Source organism: Neobacillus sp. DY30, from assembly GCF_030123065.1.
GTDB lineage: Bacteria > Bacillota > Bacilli > Bacillales > Cytobacillaceae > Neobacillus.
This window is the reverse complement of sequence record NZ_CP126093.1, coordinates 1212614-1228296: the sequence shown is the minus strand read 5'-3', so window position 1 is coordinate 1228296 and position 15683 is coordinate 1212614. Positions and strand designations below refer to the sequence as shown.

Annotated in this window: 16 protein-coding genes; 4 read left to right on the top strand and 12 right to left on the bottom strand. The window is 38.8% G+C overall.

The features are described 5' to 3' along the window. The first annotated feature begins 51 nt into the window (after positions 1–51). Entirely contained in the window at positions 52–231 is a 180-nt protein-coding gene (locus QNH29_RS05825) for a small, acid-soluble spore protein K (protein ID WP_283863896.1), read from the top strand. Between the two features lie 40 nt (positions 232–271). Here QNH29_RS05825 and QNH29_RS05820 read toward each other — a convergent pair whose 3' ends face one another. After that, the gene (locus QNH29_RS05820) at positions 272–595 is read right to left on the bottom strand and encodes a YfhH family protein (protein ID WP_283863895.1); all 324 of its coding nucleotides are present in this window, start codon (positions 593–595) and stop codon (positions 272–274) included. An 83-nt stretch (positions 596–678) separates the two neighbouring features. On the opposite strand from QNH29_RS05820, the gene QNH29_RS05815 reads away from it, so the two are divergent. Continuing rightward, on the top strand, positions 679–1353 hold the full coding sequence (locus QNH29_RS05815) for an SDR family NAD(P)-dependent oxidoreductase (protein WP_283863894.1): 675 nt from the start codon (positions 679–681) through the stop codon (positions 1351–1353). Between the two features lie 9 nt (positions 1354–1362). On the opposite strand, the gene recX is transcribed toward QNH29_RS05815, so the two are convergent. Further along, entirely contained in the window at positions 1363–2172 is an 810-nt protein-coding gene (gene recX, locus QNH29_RS05810) for a recombination regulator RecX (protein ID WP_283863893.1), read from the bottom strand. Between the two features lie 142 nt (positions 2173–2314). Here recX and QNH29_RS05805 point away from each other — a divergent pair, with 142 nt between their 5' ends. Together QNH29_RS05805 and QNH29_RS05800 are read left to right on the top strand one after the other, a co-directional pair. Next, positions 2315–2449 (top strand): YfhE family protein, encoded by a 135-nt coding sequence (locus QNH29_RS05805; RefSeq protein ID WP_082799616.1) that lies wholly within the window; start codon positions 2315–2317, stop codon positions 2447–2449. A gap of 94 nt (positions 2450–2543) precedes the next feature. Continuing rightward, positions 2544–2732: a YfhD family protein gene (locus QNH29_RS05800; protein ID WP_063254529.1), complete on the top strand. Its 189-nt coding sequence runs from the start codon at positions 2544–2546 to the stop codon at positions 2730–2732. A gap of 312 nt (positions 2733–3044) precedes the next feature. Here the strand turns inward: QNH29_RS05800 and QNH29_RS05795 are convergent, their stop codons facing one another. The 10 genes from QNH29_RS05795 to argB all read right to left on the bottom strand — a co-directional run bounded on the left by QNH29_RS05795 (position 3045) and on the right by argB (position 15672). After that, positions 3045–3713: a GNAT family N-acetyltransferase gene (locus QNH29_RS05795; protein ID WP_283863892.1), complete on the bottom strand. Its 669-nt coding sequence runs from the start codon at positions 3711–3713 to the stop codon at positions 3045–3047. Positions 3714–3728: 15 nt separating this feature from the next. Next, positions 3729–4397, bottom strand: a complete 669-nt coding sequence (locus QNH29_RS05790; protein WP_283863891.1) for a GNAT family N-acetyltransferase — start codon at positions 4395–4397, stop codon at positions 3729–3731. Positions 4398–4414: 17 nt separating this feature from the next. Beyond that, positions 4415–5275: a carbon-nitrogen hydrolase family protein gene (locus QNH29_RS05785; RefSeq protein ID WP_283863890.1), complete on the bottom strand. Its 861-nt coding sequence runs from the start codon at positions 5273–5275 to the stop codon at positions 4415–4417. A 410-nt stretch (positions 5276–5685) separates the two neighbouring features. Continuing rightward, positions 5686–7062, bottom strand: a complete 1377-nt coding sequence (argH, locus tag QNH29_RS05780) for an argininosuccinate lyase (protein ID WP_283863889.1) — start codon at positions 7060–7062, stop codon at positions 5686–5688. Positions 7063–7123: 61 nt separating this feature from the next. Beyond that, on the bottom strand, positions 7124–8335 hold the full coding sequence (locus QNH29_RS05775) for an argininosuccinate synthase (protein ID WP_283863888.1): 1212 nt from the start codon (positions 8333–8335) through the stop codon (positions 7124–7126). 77 nt (positions 8336–8412) lie between these two features. Next, entirely contained in the window at positions 8413–9390 is a 978-nt protein-coding gene (gene argF / locus QNH29_RS05770) for an ornithine carbamoyltransferase (RefSeq protein ID WP_283863887.1), read from the bottom strand. After that, on the bottom strand, positions 9374–12610 hold the full coding sequence (gene carB / locus QNH29_RS05765; RefSeq protein ID WP_283863886.1) for a carbamoyl-phosphate synthase (glutamine-hydrolyzing) large subunit: 3237 nt from the start codon (positions 12608–12610) through the stop codon (positions 9374–9376). The genes argF and carB overlap by 17 nt, the downstream gene beginning before the upstream one ends. After that, the gene (locus tag QNH29_RS05760) at positions 12597–13673 is read right to left on the bottom strand and encodes a carbamoyl phosphate synthase small subunit (RefSeq protein WP_283863885.1); all 1077 of its coding nucleotides are present in this window, start codon (positions 13671–13673) and stop codon (positions 12597–12599) included. Before QNH29_RS05760 ends, carB begins: the two co-directional genes overlap by 14 nt. A 5-nt stretch (positions 13674–13678) precedes the next feature. After that, positions 13679–14878 carry an acetylornithine transaminase gene (locus QNH29_RS05755; protein ID WP_283863884.1) on the bottom strand — a complete coding sequence of 400 codons (1200 nt, stop codon included), beginning with the start codon at positions 14876–14878 and terminating at the stop codon, positions 13679–13681. Next, positions 14878–15672, bottom strand: a complete 795-nt coding sequence (gene argB / locus QNH29_RS05750) for an acetylglutamate kinase (protein WP_283863883.1) — start codon at positions 15670–15672, stop codon at positions 14878–14880. Before argB ends, QNH29_RS05755 begins: the two co-directional genes overlap by 1 nt. Positions 15673–15683: the final 11 nt, after the last annotated feature.

Below are 15683 nucleotides of genomic sequence, written 5' to 3'. Positions count from 1 at the left end.
GACACTTTGCTTTTCGCGGTTTCTCATTCATTCCCATAATGGAGGTACAGCATGAGAAATAAAGTAACCAATTTCCCTAACCAAAATAACAACAAACTAGAGGGAGAGCCAAGAGCAAAAGCAGAATATGCTTCTAGAAGAGCCGATGGCACAATCAATACACACCCTCAGGAGCGGATGCGTGCTTCTGGTCAGCGCGAAAAAGATACACCAGAGTTTTTGCAACCCTAAACTGCGAGCAAACCAGAGACTTATTCTCTGGTTTGTTTATTTATTTGAGTTGTTTTAACATTGAAATTGGTAATGCCTCTTCTTTTCCATCACCTTTTAAGCGGTATCCCCAAGCAAATACACCGTTTAAATAATCTAACTTAAAATATTCCCCTGGGTCACCTTCAAGTTCGTAAATTTCTCCTGGCTTGAAATCGGCTGGGTCTAATAGATATGCTCTTGCCATAACTGCCTTTCTCTCGAGCACAGCAAATTCACTCACCATACCCATTTGCTCTGCTTTTCTCGCTTTCTCTAACAGCTGTGCGATTTCCTGCTTTAATTCTTGCTCGGTCATGGTGCTGTATCGTCTCTCCTGTTGCATTTTTTCACTCCCATTTTCGTTTTCTCTTTAATTTTAGTATAGTTATTTTTATTGAATTAATAAAGGATGAAGGAGAGATTTCAATGAAAACCATCATTATAACAGGCGCTGGTTCGGGATTGGGGAAGGAATTATCCTTATTATTATCGCAGCAAGGATATCATGTCATATTGATAGGAAGATCCCTTGATAAGCTTTCAGCAGTTAAGGTAGAAATTGAAGAAGCAGGCGGTGCAGCCGATTACGTTGTGCTTAATGTTCAAAAGGAATCCGATATCCTAAAAGGTGTTGAACAAATAAGCAAAAAACACAAAGTTTTTGGGTTAGTAAATAATGCTGGTGTCGGACATTTCGGTCCTTTTGTTAATATAAAGGAAGAAGAAATTATCGAAATGCTTCACACGAATGTTCTTGGTACCATTTTAATGACAAAAGCCGTATTGCCTTTACTTCAGCAGGAAGAAGGCCTGCTGATGAATATTATTTCAACTGCAGGACTAAGAGGGAAGGTTAACGAAGCAGTTTATGCGGCAAGTAAATTTGCAGTCAGAGGTTTTACTGAAAGTCTGCAAAAGGAATATGAAAACAGTTCGATTAACATTAAGGCCGTTTATATGGGCGGAATGGATACACCTTTTTGGGAAGGAAGCAATCATATAGATGACACTTCACGGTTTCGTTCAGCTAAAGAAGTAGCGAAAATCATTATCGAGCAATTCGACCAAAATGAAATCATTATTGAAAGTAAAAAATCATGACCATTAACGTCATGATTTTTCAATTTCACCGAGAAATTTTTCAATCAATTCCATTGAAAAGCCTTTACGATATAAGGCTTGTTTCATTTTTTGTTCGTACTCAAAACCACTATATTTACTATACTTCCGATGAGCCTTTTCGCCCTGGTACTTAATGGCTTCCATTTCTTCATCTAGTTCTTTGTCCATTGCCGCTTCATCTAGTGCAATATGAATGACTTCAAACGGGTAGCCCTTCCTTAATAGCAATTGTTCCGCTTTTTGCTTAACAATCCGCTCCGATTCCTTTGTGCTTTTTTTAAATAATTTTTCAGATACCTTAATCGCTTTTTCAACCTGATCCTCTTTAGGGTATTCGGCTATCGCTTGTTTTATAAAAGCCTCATTGATACCTCTTTCTTTCAACTCCATAGAGATTAAGTCCGGGCCTTTATCTGTCGTATTGATTTGAGTTCTTACAAAGGAGAATGCATATTCCTCATCATTAATATATTTTTGAGAAGCCAATTTATGTAGAACTTCATTGATGATAGGTTCTTCAACTTCTTTTTGTATAAGATAGTCCTTTATTTCTTTTTCAGACCTCATTCTCCTGGCTAAATAATTAACAGCTAGATTATAAGCCTTTCGTATGTCATCTTGATACTGTATTTCCTGGATCGAAAATTCATCAATCTCAAGCCCTTTTTTTAAATGAAACCTTACGAGTACATCACTATCAACACTAAAGGCATATTCCTCGCCTTTACCATAATCCATAAAAATATTAAAACGATCCTTATTTTTCTGCTGAGTGGTGATTTTTGTAATTACAGCCATATCAGTCACCTCACCTTACTTTACCATATTTTTTTACCAATTGAGTATCATTCCATTCCTAAAAGGTAAAAATGGTGAATGTGCTTAATTTTTTCCAAAAGCTTTATAACGATTAACAAAAATGTTGAAGGGAATGAGCAAAATGGCAGGAAAAAAGAAGAAGGATATGGGCAGAGGTAAATACAGTTTAACGAGTACACAAGAGGTACTATATCAGCGTGACTTTAAATTAGCAGATCGTGCTGGCGGGTTTAACGACAGCAAAACAAAACTTTAATATTTTCCATTAATGGACCCCTTTCGGTTGGTAAATGATAATAGAGGGAACTTCTTAGGTTCCTAAATAGCCAACATTGAAAGGGGTTTTTCTAATGGGTCGTGCGCAGGGACATAAAACTCGTGATAAAAACAAAGCATCACTTCCACAGGTTCCTAAAAACATGAAATCAGATGGTTATGATGTGGAGTATTCCGCTGAATTTGCTGATCATGCAGACCTTGAAGCAATGGCACGAGCAAATGCGGCCAACCAGCGCGTGAAGCGTAGAAAAAACAAGTAACCCTTTTAAGAAAATGGCAGCCAAAATTGCTGCAAAAAAAATAGAAGCAGGAATTTCCTGCTTCTTAAAAATTAATAAGGGGGAAAAATGTTAAATCAGCGTGTCCTATAGAGAGATTAGCGCCATTGTCAGGCAATAGGACCCGGTATAACTCATACTAGGTGATTGTGAATCGAATCACGATCCCCTTTACATCTTCACTATACTCTCGCCGCTCATCAATAACAACAGCCTTCACACTTTTTTAACATAATAAAGTTAGAAATATGAATAGTATGTGAACTTTTACAAGGTGTCTATATTAGAAACCCTTTAAAGCGGCAATAAGGAAATGGATTCCTTCGTTCTTAACTGTGCGATCATATCGAGCCATTCTTGCGGTTTATTTGAAAGAATGGAGTAATAAGTGGTTAAGAAGTCAGCCACAAGGGATGCAGGAATAGATTCTAGCTCATCGTTCATTGGCATGAAGCAAAAATCGAGTCCTTTAACAGCCTCCCCATTATTCTCCCATGACGGATGTACATAATCTAAATCAATTCGTTTATAACCTAAATGGGAAAGAACCTCACGGCGTACATATGGGTCCATTACCTTCACACCGCCAAACTCGTGACCTACCCGATATGGATCATAAATTTCGGCAAACATACCGAAAAGCTCTTTACCATTATCAGCAGCTAGCTTTTGTAAATCCTTTAAGCGGTTTTGTGCTAAAAATCGTCCTAGGCTGAGACCTGGCCTACTAATAATCGTGAAATCTGTCATCGCAATATTCCAATCTGGATAATAACGATATTCGGTAGCCCCTACAACCTCCTCACCGTTAACAGCAACAAATACACGTATACCCGGATCCTCTAAGGGCTCTTTCCACAAGTCATACTCTAAGACTTCTTCTGGCGGAAAAATTTCTCCCATTAAATCATGAAGTTTTTTAAAGTTTGGATCCTCAATACTAGTAATTCGTTTATATTTCATTATTTAACACTCTCCCTATATTGGATTAAATGGATTTTTCCATTCCATTAATGCTGCGTAGTTACATGATTCTTCATCATCGAGGTAATTTTCTACGATACCAATCGGCACTCTTCCACAACGAAGCAAGAAACTAATGACGGGGTCCTTTAATTGTCCAGTAATTACTTCCTTTAAATATTCATCTGGTTTCATCGTTGCTGCTACTCTATGATACCCAGGCATTCTGCCTCCGCCAAGTAAACGGACAAGCTTGTTCTGTATAACAACATGATACATAGCATGCATCATCAGTTTACCTAGTCCTAATTTTCGATACTTGGGACGAACACTAATATCTACAATATAGAGAGTATCACCACTTGGGTTATGATTTGTAATGTATCCACGGTCCGTGATTTCTTCCCATGTATGCTCCATGTGGTTTGGATCAAATTCGACACAAAGCCCTGTAAGGGAACCGGCTAATACACCATTTACTTCAATACATATAGCTCCCTCCGGAAACCTCCCCACATGGTTCGATAATTGTTCTTTATTCCACCATAGGTCTGAAGGAAATGGAGGCGGGAAGCATTCAGACTGAATCTGAATAAGTTGGTCAAAATCGGCTTCCGTGTAATTTCGAATGATCACAGGAACTGGCTTATCTTGGTCAAATACGTAGAATTCACTCCGATACATGGCCATTCCACCTTCCACTATTCTTCCCAATCTGTATATAAGTCCGTTCTGCGGTCACGCCAGGTAGTAACAGATCCTCGTTCTCTAACTTCGTATAATAACTCTAAATCAAGGTCGGCTGTAACAACCATATCGTTGTTCATTTCGCCTTCCACTAGAATCCCTTTTGGGGGGAACGGAATATCGTTTGGTGTAATAATAGCTCCCTGACCAAAATTAGCTCGCATGAAATCTACCGTTGGCAGTGAACCTACAGTGCCTGTTAAAACCACATAAACCTGGTTTTCAACAGCACGTGCGTGACTTGTATAGCGTACACGATGGAAACCATGGCGGTCATCGGTACAAGAAGGACAAAAGATCACATCTGCCCCTTTGGCTTTTGCGATACGGACGATTTCAGGGAACTCAATGTCATAACAGGTCAGCAGGGCTATTTTCCCTTTATCTGTTTCAAAAATTTGGAAGCCATCACCTTTTTCCATGTTCCACTCATGTACTTCAGTAGGGGTAATATGAAGTTTTGCCTGCTCGCCAATCCTTCCATCTGGATAAAATAAATGAGCCGTATTATAAAGCTTGCCGCCCTTTTCGATAACATGTGTACCCGCAATGATGTGCATGTTTGTTTGTTTGGCAAAATTCTTAAATAATTCTTTGTATTGCTCTGTGAAGCCAGGCAGGTCATTGATTGTAAGACTCTGACCCGTGCCATTTCCTATCGATAGTAGCTGTGTAGTGAAGAACTCAGGGAAAAGAACAAACTCCGCACCAAATTCTTCAGCCGTTTTTATGTAATGCTCGCATTGTGCGGCAAATTCTTCAAAGGAATGAATGGTATGTAAGTGATATTGTACAACTGAGACACGTAATTTCATCGTTCTTCCTCCTCTTAAAAAAATCATATGAGGAAATTATCTACTATTTTGGATATTAATACAAATAAAAAACCACCATTAGGTAGTTTTCCTTTTATAGTTCTTCTAGAATTTTCTTTATTCTCTGACAACTCCATACGAATTTTTCGACATTTTCTTTTAGATGGAACATAGACGACCTCTATGTGAGTACTATAGTGACCGAGACCCCAAAAAAGTATGTGCCACGGTCACTATAAGAGCTCTATAGTTACCGTAACCCCCTTATAATTAGTCCCACGGTCACTATAAGAGCTCTATAGTTACCGTAACCCCCTTATAATTAGTCCCACGGTCACTATAAGAGCTCTAATGTTACTGAAGTCTCAAAAAAGAATGAAAATAAAAAACCACCCTTTGGTGGTTTTCACTTATTTCCCTAGTTTTTCTTCACCAAGCGCGATTTGTTTACTCACTTGTTCTGGTGACGTTCCTCCGAAGCTATTTCTAACGGCAACAACATGCTCTGGTGATAAAACTTCATAAATATCCTCTTCAAATAAGGAACTAAACTCTTTATATTCTTCAAAACTTAAATCAAGTAAGAATTTTTGCTGTTGAATCGCATATAAAACGATTTTCCCGATGACTTCATGTGCTTCTCTAAATGGAAGACCTTTTCTTACTAGATAGTCAGCAATATCGGTAGCATTAGAGAAATCATTATTTATTGCTTTTCTCATAATATCTTTATTTACTGTCATGGTCTCAATCATTGGTGCTAAAAGCATTAGTGAACCTTCTAGTGTTTCAACAGTATCGAACATGCCCTCTTTGTCTTCTTGTAAATCCTTATTGTAAGCTAATGGCAATCCCTTTAGAACTGTCAGTAAACCAATCAAATTACCAAAAGTACGGCCAGTCTTTCCTCTTAACAGCTCAGGAACGTCTGGGTTCTTCTTTTGCGGCATAATGCTGGACCCTGTACAAAAAGAGTCATCGAGTTCAACAAATTGAAACTCTTGGCTTGACCAAATCACAAGTTCCTCAGACAGTCTTGAAATATGAGTCATGATGATTGAACCAATCGAGAGAAATTCTAATATAAAATCGCGATCGCTGACTGCGTCCATACTATTCGGATAAATTGTTTCAAAGCCTAGCAGCTCAGCAACACGTTCACGATTGATTGGAAAAGTAGTTCCAGCTAGGGCGCCAGAACCAAGTGGCAGCCAATTAACACGCTTTAAGCTATCAATCAGTCTCTCTTTATCACGTTCAAACATCCAGAAGTATGCCATTAAATGGTGCGCAAATGAGACCGGTTGAGCACGCTGCAGGTGAGTATATCCTGGAATTAAGGTATGAATATTCTCCTTTGCCTGAACAAGCAGTGAACCTTGGACATCCTCAAGCAGTTTTATAAGTTCAGTTGTTTTTGTTCGTAAGTAAAGGTGCATATCTGTTGCAACTTGGTCATTTCGACTGCGGCCAGTATGCAGCTTTCCGCCTACTGGACCAATTTTTTCAATTAATAATTTCTCAATATTCATATGAATATCTTCATCTTCAACTAAGAACTCAACTTCATTTTGATCGACCATCTTTTTAATTTCAAGAAGGCCAGCTTTTATTTTTTCTGCATCCTCCGCAGGAATAATGCCGCATTCACCCAGCATCTGAACATGAGCCATGCTGCCGGCAATATCCTCTTTGGCAAGCTTTTGATCAAAGGAAATCGAAGCTGTAAATTCTTCAACTAACTTATTGGTTTCTTTTGTAAAACGTCCGCCCCATAATTTGGACATTGTTGCCCCTCCTCGAAAACTAACAAGTTTGCCCTCGAAAGGTTTCGAGGGCACCCGATTATTATTTCATTATCTTTTCTTTATTATTTACCTCAGCATTTACCTTTGTAGGCAGTCCCCAAATTTTGATGAATCCAACAGCTGCATTGTGGTCAAAGGCATCTCCTTTTGAATAAGTAGCCAATTCTTCGTTATAAAGACTGTTTGGCGACTTACGGCCTACAACAGTATGGTTTCCTTTATGGAGTTTCACACGGATCGTACCTGTAACTACCTTTTGTGTTTCATCAATAAAGGCATCAAGCGCTGGCTTAATTGGTGAATACCAAAGTCCTTCATAGATGATTTTTGCCATTTGCTGTTCAACTTGAGTTTTAAACTGAGTTACTTCACGTGTTAGGGTTAGGAATTCTAACTCTTTATGAGCATTAATTAAAATTAATGCCGCTGGATTTTCATAGACTTCTCTAGATTTAATTCCAACGAGACGATTTTCGATATGATCAATTCGGCCAACGCCATGCTTGCCGCCAAGCTCATTCAAAGTTTCGATTAATTGCACTAATGGCAGCTTCTCACCATTCAATGCAACAGGAACACCTTGCTCGAATTCAATTTCAATATATTCAGCTTTGTCTGGTGTTAATTCAATTGGTGCAGTCCAATCAAAAGCAGCCTCAGGCGCCTCTGCCCATGGATCTTCTAAGACACCAGCTTCACAAGCACGTCCCCAAATATTCGCATCAATCGAGAAAGGATTGTCTAAATCTACTGGAATTGGAATACCGTGTTCCGCAGCATACTCAATTTCTTCATCACGCGTCATGCCCCATTCACGAACAGGTGCTACAACCTTTAAACTTGGGTTTAACGCTTGAATAGAAACTTCGAAACGCACTTGGTCATTCCCTTTTCCTGTACAGCCATGTGCTACTGCGGTAGCTCCTTCTTTTTCCGCTACTTCAACTAGTAATTTTGAAATTAACGGGCGGGAAAGTGCAGATGACAGCGGGTATTTCCCTTCATATAAACAATTAGCCTTTAAAGCTGGTAAAATATATTCTTTTGCCAACAATTCCTTAGCATCAATCATGTATGCTTTTACAGCACCTACATTCAATGCTTTTTGCTTAATTGCTTCTAGATCTTTACCTTCACCAACATCTAAACCTAGAGCAATAACATCATAACCATATTTTTCTTGTATCCATTTAACTGAAACTGAAGTATCTAATCCGCCTGAATACGCTAAAACAATTTTTTCCTTAGCCATTTTATATTCTCCTCGCATGTACGTGAATTAATATTCAATCAATAGAATTATTATACACCAAAATTAAAAAAAATCTACTATTCTAGTAAAAGTTTTAATATTGCTTTTTGAGCATGAAGTCGATTCTCTGCTTCATCAAACACGACTGAATGTGGTCCATCAATGATTTCAGCTGTTACTTCTTCTCCGCGGTGAGCTGGTAAGCAATGTAAAAAGATATAATCTTGTTTAGCGTGTTGACATAATTCTGCATTTACTTGGAAGTCTGCTAGATCTTTTAGTCTTTTTTCAGTTTCTGCCTCTTGCCCCATACTGGTCCAAACATCTGTGACAACGATGTCCGCGTCTTTAACCGCTTCTACTGGGTTATGTGTAATTAGAATTTTACTGCCTGTTAGCTTTCCTGTTGCGATCGCTTTTTCAGTGATGTTTCCATCAGGTAAATAGCCTGGTGGGCTTGCAATGCTGATATGCATTCCAACCTTTGCTGCTCCTTCCATTAATGAATGAGCCATATTATTATTTCCGTCTCCTAAATAGCACATCTTTAATCCGGCCAGCTTACCTTTGTGTTCTTGAATCGTTAATAAGTCCGCCATCACCTGAGTTGGATGATGTAAATCTGTTAAACCATTGATTACCGGAACGGTTGCATGCTCTGCCAGTTCCTTAACAGAGTCGTGTGAGAACGTTCTAATCATCATGCAATCGATATAACGAGATAAAACTTTTGCTGTATCTGAAATACTTTCTCCCCTGCCGAGCTGAATGTCCTTCGAACTTAAGAAGATCGCATGCCCGCCTAATTGGAGCATCCCTACCTCAAAGGAAACCCTAGTACGAGTTGAAGATTTTTCAAATATCATCCCTAGAACCTTCCCGCTCAAATAAGGATGTGGTTTTCCTTGTTTTTGAAGGCTTTTTAGTTCCTTTGCTTCCTCTAAAAGGTAAAGAATCTCATCTGTATGAAAATCGGACAAGGATAAAAAATCCTTGCCTTTTAATTGTGGCTGCTGTGACACACCCTTTGCGTTCCAGTTAATCACATTTGACATGTTCCACACCGCTCTCTTCGATATTGTAATATTCCGTTACTGTACGTACCTCTGATTGGTCAATCGTTTTAGCTTGAAGGCTGACCATTGCTTCAACTGTATCTAAATGAGTAAATACCGGTACATTGTAGCGGGTCGCTTGTTCACGAATATAAAAACCAAATTTTATTTTATTTCTTCCTTGGTTCGGTATATTAATGACTGCTTGAATGGTATTGTTTTTGAATAGTTCATTAACATCTTCGTTGTTCTTAATAACCTTTTCAATGATAAGGTCATTTTCTTGCAAGAATTTTGCTGTTCCTTCCGTTGCAATCAGCTTGTAATTTTCAGCTGTAAACTTCTGTAGGATTGGAAGGCTGGCTTGTTTTTCACGATCGGATATCGAGCAGAATAAATAGTTCTCTGTTTCATCGCTCGCTGCAGGAAAAGCCTTTTCGAGCGCTTCATGGAAGGTTGCTCCTAAACCTAACACTTCACCTGTTGATTTCATTTCCGGTCCTAGAACGTGATCGACTCCCTTTAATTTGCTTCTTGAAAATATAGGTGCCTTAACCGAATAATAATTTGGTTCTGTTAGTAAACCCGTTTCATTCGAAAGCGAATCCAAGGATACTCCTAACTGTGCCATTACTGCCCATTCAATCATTGGAACGCCTGTAACTTTGCTCATTATTGGAACCGTACGTGAAGAACGTGGATTTACTTCTAAAACAAGGACTTGATCCTGATAGATAACAAATTGAATATTCATTATGCCGACGATTGGTGCTGATTTGGCGATTTTTTCAGCATAATCAATTAAAGTTTCTTTGATCTCCTTCGCTAATGAGATTGGTGGAAAAACACTAATACTGTCTCCAGAATGTACTCCCGCTCTTTCAATATGTTCAAAGATTCCTGGTACAATTACATGCTTTCCATCACTAATCACATCGACTTCACACTCTAAGCCAGGCATATAGCAATCTACTAATAACGGCCACATTTTTTCTTGAGATGAGTTTTCCTCTAGCTGCTGAATATAGTAGTTTAATTCTTCTTCATTAAAAATAGTAAACATCGATTGGCCGCCAATTACATAAGATGGGCGAACGAGGACGGGATAGCCGATTTTTGCAGCTGCTTCTAGTAATTCATTTTTATGAAATACAGTCTCTCCGACAATATGTGGAATGTCTAAGTCTTCAAGCAGTTCATAAAATTCTTTCCGATCCTCAAAGCGATCTACATTTTCAACCGTGGTGCCAAGAATTTTTACCCCTTCTTCTTGAAGAGCATGTGCTAAATTAATGGCTGTTTGGCCGCCAAACTGGATTAATACGCCTTCAATATTTTCTTTTTCAATAACGGTAAGAACATCTTCAGCCGTTAATGGTTCAAAATAAAGGCTGTCAGCTACAGAATAATCTGTACTCACTGTCTCAGGATTATTATTAATGACTACTGCCTCATAGCCCATCTTTTTTACCGCTATTGCGGCATGAACTGAGCAGTAATCAAATTCGATCCCTTGGCCAATTCGGATTGGTCCTGAGCCAAGAACAAGTATTTTTTTACCGTTTGTTACCTCTACCTCATCAGCTCCGAGCCAAGTGGAATAGTAATAAGGAGTAACGGCATCAAATTCTGCAGAACACGTATCAACCATCTTGTAGCCAGGTTTCCAGTTAAGTTCTTTCCATTTACTTCTAATTTGTTTTTCCTCGATGCTGTATATTTGTGAAAGCAGCTTATCAGAGATATTATGACGCTTCGCTGTTTTTAATAGAGAAAGAGGTACATCGTTCCATGTATAAGAGGCTAATTCCGCTTCTAAAGCAACGATGGTATTGATTTTATATAAAAACCACGAATCAATTTCCGTTATCTGCTTAATTTGTTCAAGAGAAATACCTCTTCTGAATGCTTCTGCAATCATAAATAGTCTTTGGTCATTAGGTGTTTCAAGTTTTTCAAATAAAACATCAGTTTCTACACTTTGGTTGGATTCCAAACAAAGTCCATATATATTTAACTCCATTGAGCGAATTGCCTTATTTAGTGCCCCTTCAAACGTACGGTCAATTGCCATTACTTCCCCAGTTGCTTTCATTTGTGTTCCTAATGTTCGGTCTGCTTCAGGAAATTTATCAAATGGGAAGCGCGGGAGCTTCACAACAATATAATCAATCGCTGGTTCAAAAGAAGCAAAGGTGTTACCTGTTATAGGGTTCACAATCTCATCTAAATGATAACCAACTGCACATTTAGCTGCCATCCTTGCAATCGGATAACCTGTTGCTTTTGACGCTAATGCGGAAGAACGGCTTACCCTTGGATTTACTTCGATAATACAATATTGGTTAGATTCTGGATTAAGAGCAAATTGGATGTTGCAGCCGCCGATAATCTTTAATTCTCGTATTACTTTTAATGAAGAGTTCCGAAGCATTTGGTATTGCACATCTGTCAATGTTTGTGATGGAGCAACAACAATGGAATCACCTGTATGAACGCCGACAGGGTCCATGTTTTCCATATTACAAACTATAATACAGGTGTCATTGGCGTCTCTTATAACCTCATATTCAATTTCCTTCCAGCCTTTAATACTTCTCTCAACAAGGACCTGATGAATTGGGCTGGCTGCTAATCCCTTCTTCAGAACATTTTCAAGTTCTTCCGGATTATGGGCAAAGCCGCCTCCATGTCCCCCCAGTGTGTATGCCGGTCGGATGATTACAGGAAAACCAATTTGGGAGACGAACTCTACACCTTCTTCATAGGTGTGGATAATCGCTGATTCAGGAATTGGTTCGTCAATTTTTATCATTAAACTTCGGAAACGATCACGGTCCTCACCGTTTTTAATCGATTCTACAGAAGTTCCTAACAGCTCTACATTGTGCTTTCGAAGTATACCTTTTTCATAGAGTTCAACGGTTAGATTTAAACCCGTTTGACCGCCTAAAGTTCCAATAATTCCATCAGGCTTTTCTTTAATGATGATTTTTTCAATGGTTTCAACATTTAGAGGTTCAATATATACTTTATCGGCAACAGTTTCGTCGGTCATAATCGTGGCTGGGTTGTTATTGATTAATACCACTTGTATTCCCTCTTCTTTAAGAGCGATACATGCTTGTGTTCCGGCATAATCAAATTCAGCAGCCTGACCGATTACAATCGGACCTGATCCAATTACTAATACTTTTTTTAGGTTTTTATTTAATGGCATAACGTTTATCTCCCACGGAATTTATCTGGTATACAAAATTTTCAAGAATGTATTGGGTGTCACTTGGTCCTGGATGTGCTTCCGGGTGAAATTGCACAGTTTGAATCGGATAACGGCGATGCTTTAATCCTTCAATCGATTTATCATTAACATTTCGGTACGTAATCTGGAAAACCTGGGTATCGATACTCTCATCTACCACAACATATCCATGGTTTTGAGCTGTAATTTTTACTTTACCTGTTGCTAATTCTTTAACAGGGTGATTGCCGCCGCGATGTCCGTAAGCAAGTTTTTCCGTTTTCGCTCCATAAGCAAGAGCAATTAACTGATGACCCAGGCAAATCCCCAGCGTTGGATAGTGCTGTGTAATCTTTTTGATTTCTGGAAACCATTGTTTTAGCGCCATTGGATCTCCAGGGCCGTTGCTTAATAACACACCGTCCGGCTTTAAGGCTTTAATTTGTTCGAAAGATGTATTAAATGGAACAATGGTAACGGAACATTTTTCGTCCAAGAGTGCATTTAATATTGATTTTTTATAGCCAAAATCAATTAAGACAACATGAGGTCCTTCATTATTGAAATATTGAATATTTTTTGTTGAAACCTTCTCTACCCATAGAGGGGTTGCTGTGCTTTCTGAAAAAGATGCTTGTTTAGTTTTACTTAAATATCCCTTGACAGTTCCTCGGCTGCGAATCGTTTTTACAAGTAATCTTGTATCCACTCCTGCAATTCCTGGAACGCCAGCCTGCATTAATTTTTCAGAAAACTTATTAATGGATTGGTAATGACTTGGCGTTTCACATAAATCACCAATCACTACTCCAGCTAAGGAAGGTGAAATGCATTCATCATCCATTGCGTTAATTCCATAGTTTCCAATGATCGGATAGCAGAAAGTAATGAGTTGCCCTGCATAAGAAGGATCGGTAATGATCTCCTGATAGCCAGTCATACTAGTATTAAATACAACTTCTCCGATTGAATCCTTATTAGCCCCTATTAGTACTCCTTCAAAAACCTCTCCAGTTTCCAAAGTAAGATATCCTAATTCCATAACACTCACTCGCCTTTCTCTATACTTTGGAAAGTTTTTTCCAATACTTTGATGAATTCGTCGATTTCTTCTTTCGTTACGGTTAATGGCGGAAGAAGTCTTACAACATTTGGTCCCGCCGTTAATATCAATAGTTCATTTTCAATTGCTTTTTGAACAATTTGAGGAGCCTTATCTCCGACAACGATCCCCTTTAATAGGCCTTTTCCTCTTATATCTTCTATAAAAGTGTACTTTTCTTTAAATTTAGTTAACAGTTCATCAAAGTACACTGAGATTTCATTAACATGCTTTAGTAATTTACTTTCAATGATATGGGATATCGTTGCTACCCCGGCTGCAGTTGCTAATGGATTACCGCCAAACGTACTTCCATGTGTACCAGGTTCGAATGCCTTCGCTGCCTTTTCTTTTGCAATGATGGCTCCAATCGGAAAGCCTGATCCAAGGCCTTTTGCAATACTAATAACATCCGGTTCTATACCGTATTGCTCATAGGCAAACAATGTGCCGGTCCGGCCGATTCCTGTTTGAATTTCATCTACCATTAAAAGGATGTCTTTTTCTTCACATATTTCTGCGATTTTCTTTACCCATTCGTGATTTGCTGGAATAACTCCGCCTTCACCTTGGACAAGCTCTAGTAAAATGGCTGCTGGCTCAAGTGTTTTTAGCTGGTCAAGTGCTTCGATATCATTAAATGACAGATAACTAAATCCTTTAACCAATGGAGCAAAACCATGTTGGATTTTTTCCTGCCCTGTTGCCGATAATGTTGCTAACGTTCTTCCATGAAAGGATTGTTGAAAGGTAATGACTTCAAAGGAGTCTGTTCCTTTAACCTTTTGAGCATATCTTCTTGCCAGCTTGATGGCTGCCTCATTTGCTTCTGCTCCGCTGTTGCAAAAGAAAACTTGATCTCCACAGCTATTAGCTGTTAGTAGTGATGCCAGCTCCTGCTGATTTGGAATATGATACAGGTTTGAACAGTGCCAAAGATTTTGAAGCTGCTCTTCAAGCTTTTCTTTAACAACATCAGGCACGTGCCCTAAATTACATGTGGCAATACCTGAAGTAAAATCTAAATATTTTTTCCCTTGATCATCCCATACATAGCTTCCTTTCCCCTTTACCAATGTAATGGGAAAGCGGCTATAGGTTGCCATTACCGGCGAAATTGGGGAAACAGAAGTGTTAATGGTCATTAGGCAATCTCCTCATCTAAAACAATTTTTGTTCCAATATTTTTGCCGTTCACGTATTCTACTAAGCTATTTTTTTCAAATCCATCTATGATACCGACCATCGGTATTTTATGGACTAATCCATCAATCGCTGCTTTGACCTTTGGAATCATCCCGCCGTAGATGGTTTTATCTTCAATGAGTTCTTCCACCCTTGCTTTAGTAACCTTATCTAATTTGGATTTCTTACCATTTTTTTCAACTAAGATTCCAGGGATATCACTGATAAAACAAAGGTTTGCCCCCAGTGCCTTGGCAACAGCACTTGCTGCAACATCTCCATTAATATTGTACCGCTGCCCATCTGCACCAATCCCTATTGGTGAAACGACGGGTATATGTCCTTGAGATACAATACTTTTAATGACAGCGGTATTCACTTCAACCACTTCGCCAACAAAACCTAAACTTTCATCTGCATTTGGAATGGCTTTTAACAAAGAACCATCAACACCACTAACACCAAATGAACTTCCGCCTGCTTCAATGAGGTTCCGTACTACTTGTTTATTCACCGTTCCGCTTAACACCATTTCAACTATATCTAATACCTCGTGATTGGTTACTCGTAAACCATTTACAAAGGTAGTTTCTACATTTAGATTTTTTAATAATTTATTAATCAACGGGCCGCCGCCATGGACAATAATCGGTGTCCACTCTCCTTTTTGATGGAGGGAAATTACATCTTCATAGAATGTCTTTGGCAGATTTTCTAACACACTTCCGCCACACTTAATGACTATATAGTTCATTTTTCTCCCTC

What these genes read in the sequence shown, in the direction of transcription:
- QNH29_RS05760 (WP_283863885.1), bottom strand. Translation starts at nt 13,673, where the DNA reads ATGGAATTAGGATATCTTACTTTGGAAACTGGAGAGGTTTTTGAAGGA.
- QNH29_RS05775 (WP_283863888.1), bottom strand. Translation starts at nt 8,335, where the DNA reads ATGGCTAAGGAAAAAATTGTTTTAGCGTATTCAGGCGGATTAGATACT.
- argF (WP_283863887.1), bottom strand. Translation starts at nt 9,390, where the DNA reads ATGTCAAATGTGATTAACTGGAACGCAAAGGGTGTGTCACAGCAGCCA.
- QNH29_RS05820 (WP_283863895.1), bottom strand. Translation starts at nt 595, where the DNA reads ATGCAACAGGAGAGACGATACAGCACCATGACCGAGCAAGAATTAAAG.
- QNH29_RS05795 (WP_283863892.1), bottom strand. Translation starts at nt 3,713, where the DNA reads ATGAAATATAAACGAATTACTAGTATTGAGGATCCAAACTTTAAAAAA.
- argH (WP_283863889.1), bottom strand. Translation starts at nt 7,062, where the DNA reads ATGTCCAAATTATGGGGCGGACGTTTTACAAAAGAAACCAATAAGTTA.
- argB (WP_283863883.1), bottom strand. Translation starts at nt 15,672, where the DNA reads ATGAACTATATAGTCATTAAGTGTGGCGGAAGTGTGTTAGAAAATCTG.
- QNH29_RS05755 (WP_283863884.1), bottom strand. Translation starts at nt 14,878, where the DNA reads ATGACCATTAACACTTCTGTTTCCCCAATTTCGCCGGTAATGGCAACC.
- QNH29_RS05785 (WP_283863890.1), bottom strand. Translation starts at nt 5,275, where the DNA reads ATGAAATTACGTGTCTCAGTTGTACAATATCACTTACATACCATTCAT.
- QNH29_RS05800 (WP_063254529.1), top strand. Translation starts at nt 2,544, where the DNA reads ATGGGTCGTGCGCAGGGACATAAAACTCGTGATAAAAACAAAGCATCA.
- recX (WP_283863893.1), bottom strand. Translation starts at nt 2,172, where the DNA reads ATGGCTGTAATTACAAAAATCACCACTCAGCAGAAAAATAAGGATCGT.
- QNH29_RS05815 (WP_283863894.1), top strand. Translation starts at nt 679, where the DNA reads ATGAAAACCATCATTATAACAGGCGCTGGTTCGGGATTGGGGAAGGAA.
- carB (WP_283863886.1), bottom strand. Translation starts at nt 12,610, where the DNA reads ATGCCATTAAATAAAAACCTAAAAAAAGTATTAGTAATTGGATCAGGT.
- QNH29_RS05825 (WP_283863896.1), top strand. Translation starts at nt 52, where the DNA reads ATGAGAAATAAAGTAACCAATTTCCCTAACCAAAATAACAACAAACTA.
- QNH29_RS05805 (WP_082799616.1), top strand. Translation starts at nt 2,315, where the DNA reads ATGGCAGGAAAAAAGAAGAAGGATATGGGCAGAGGTAAATACAGTTTA.
- QNH29_RS05790 (WP_283863891.1), bottom strand. Translation starts at nt 4,397, where the DNA reads ATGTATCGGAGTGAATTCTACGTATTTGACCAAGATAAGCCAGTTCCT.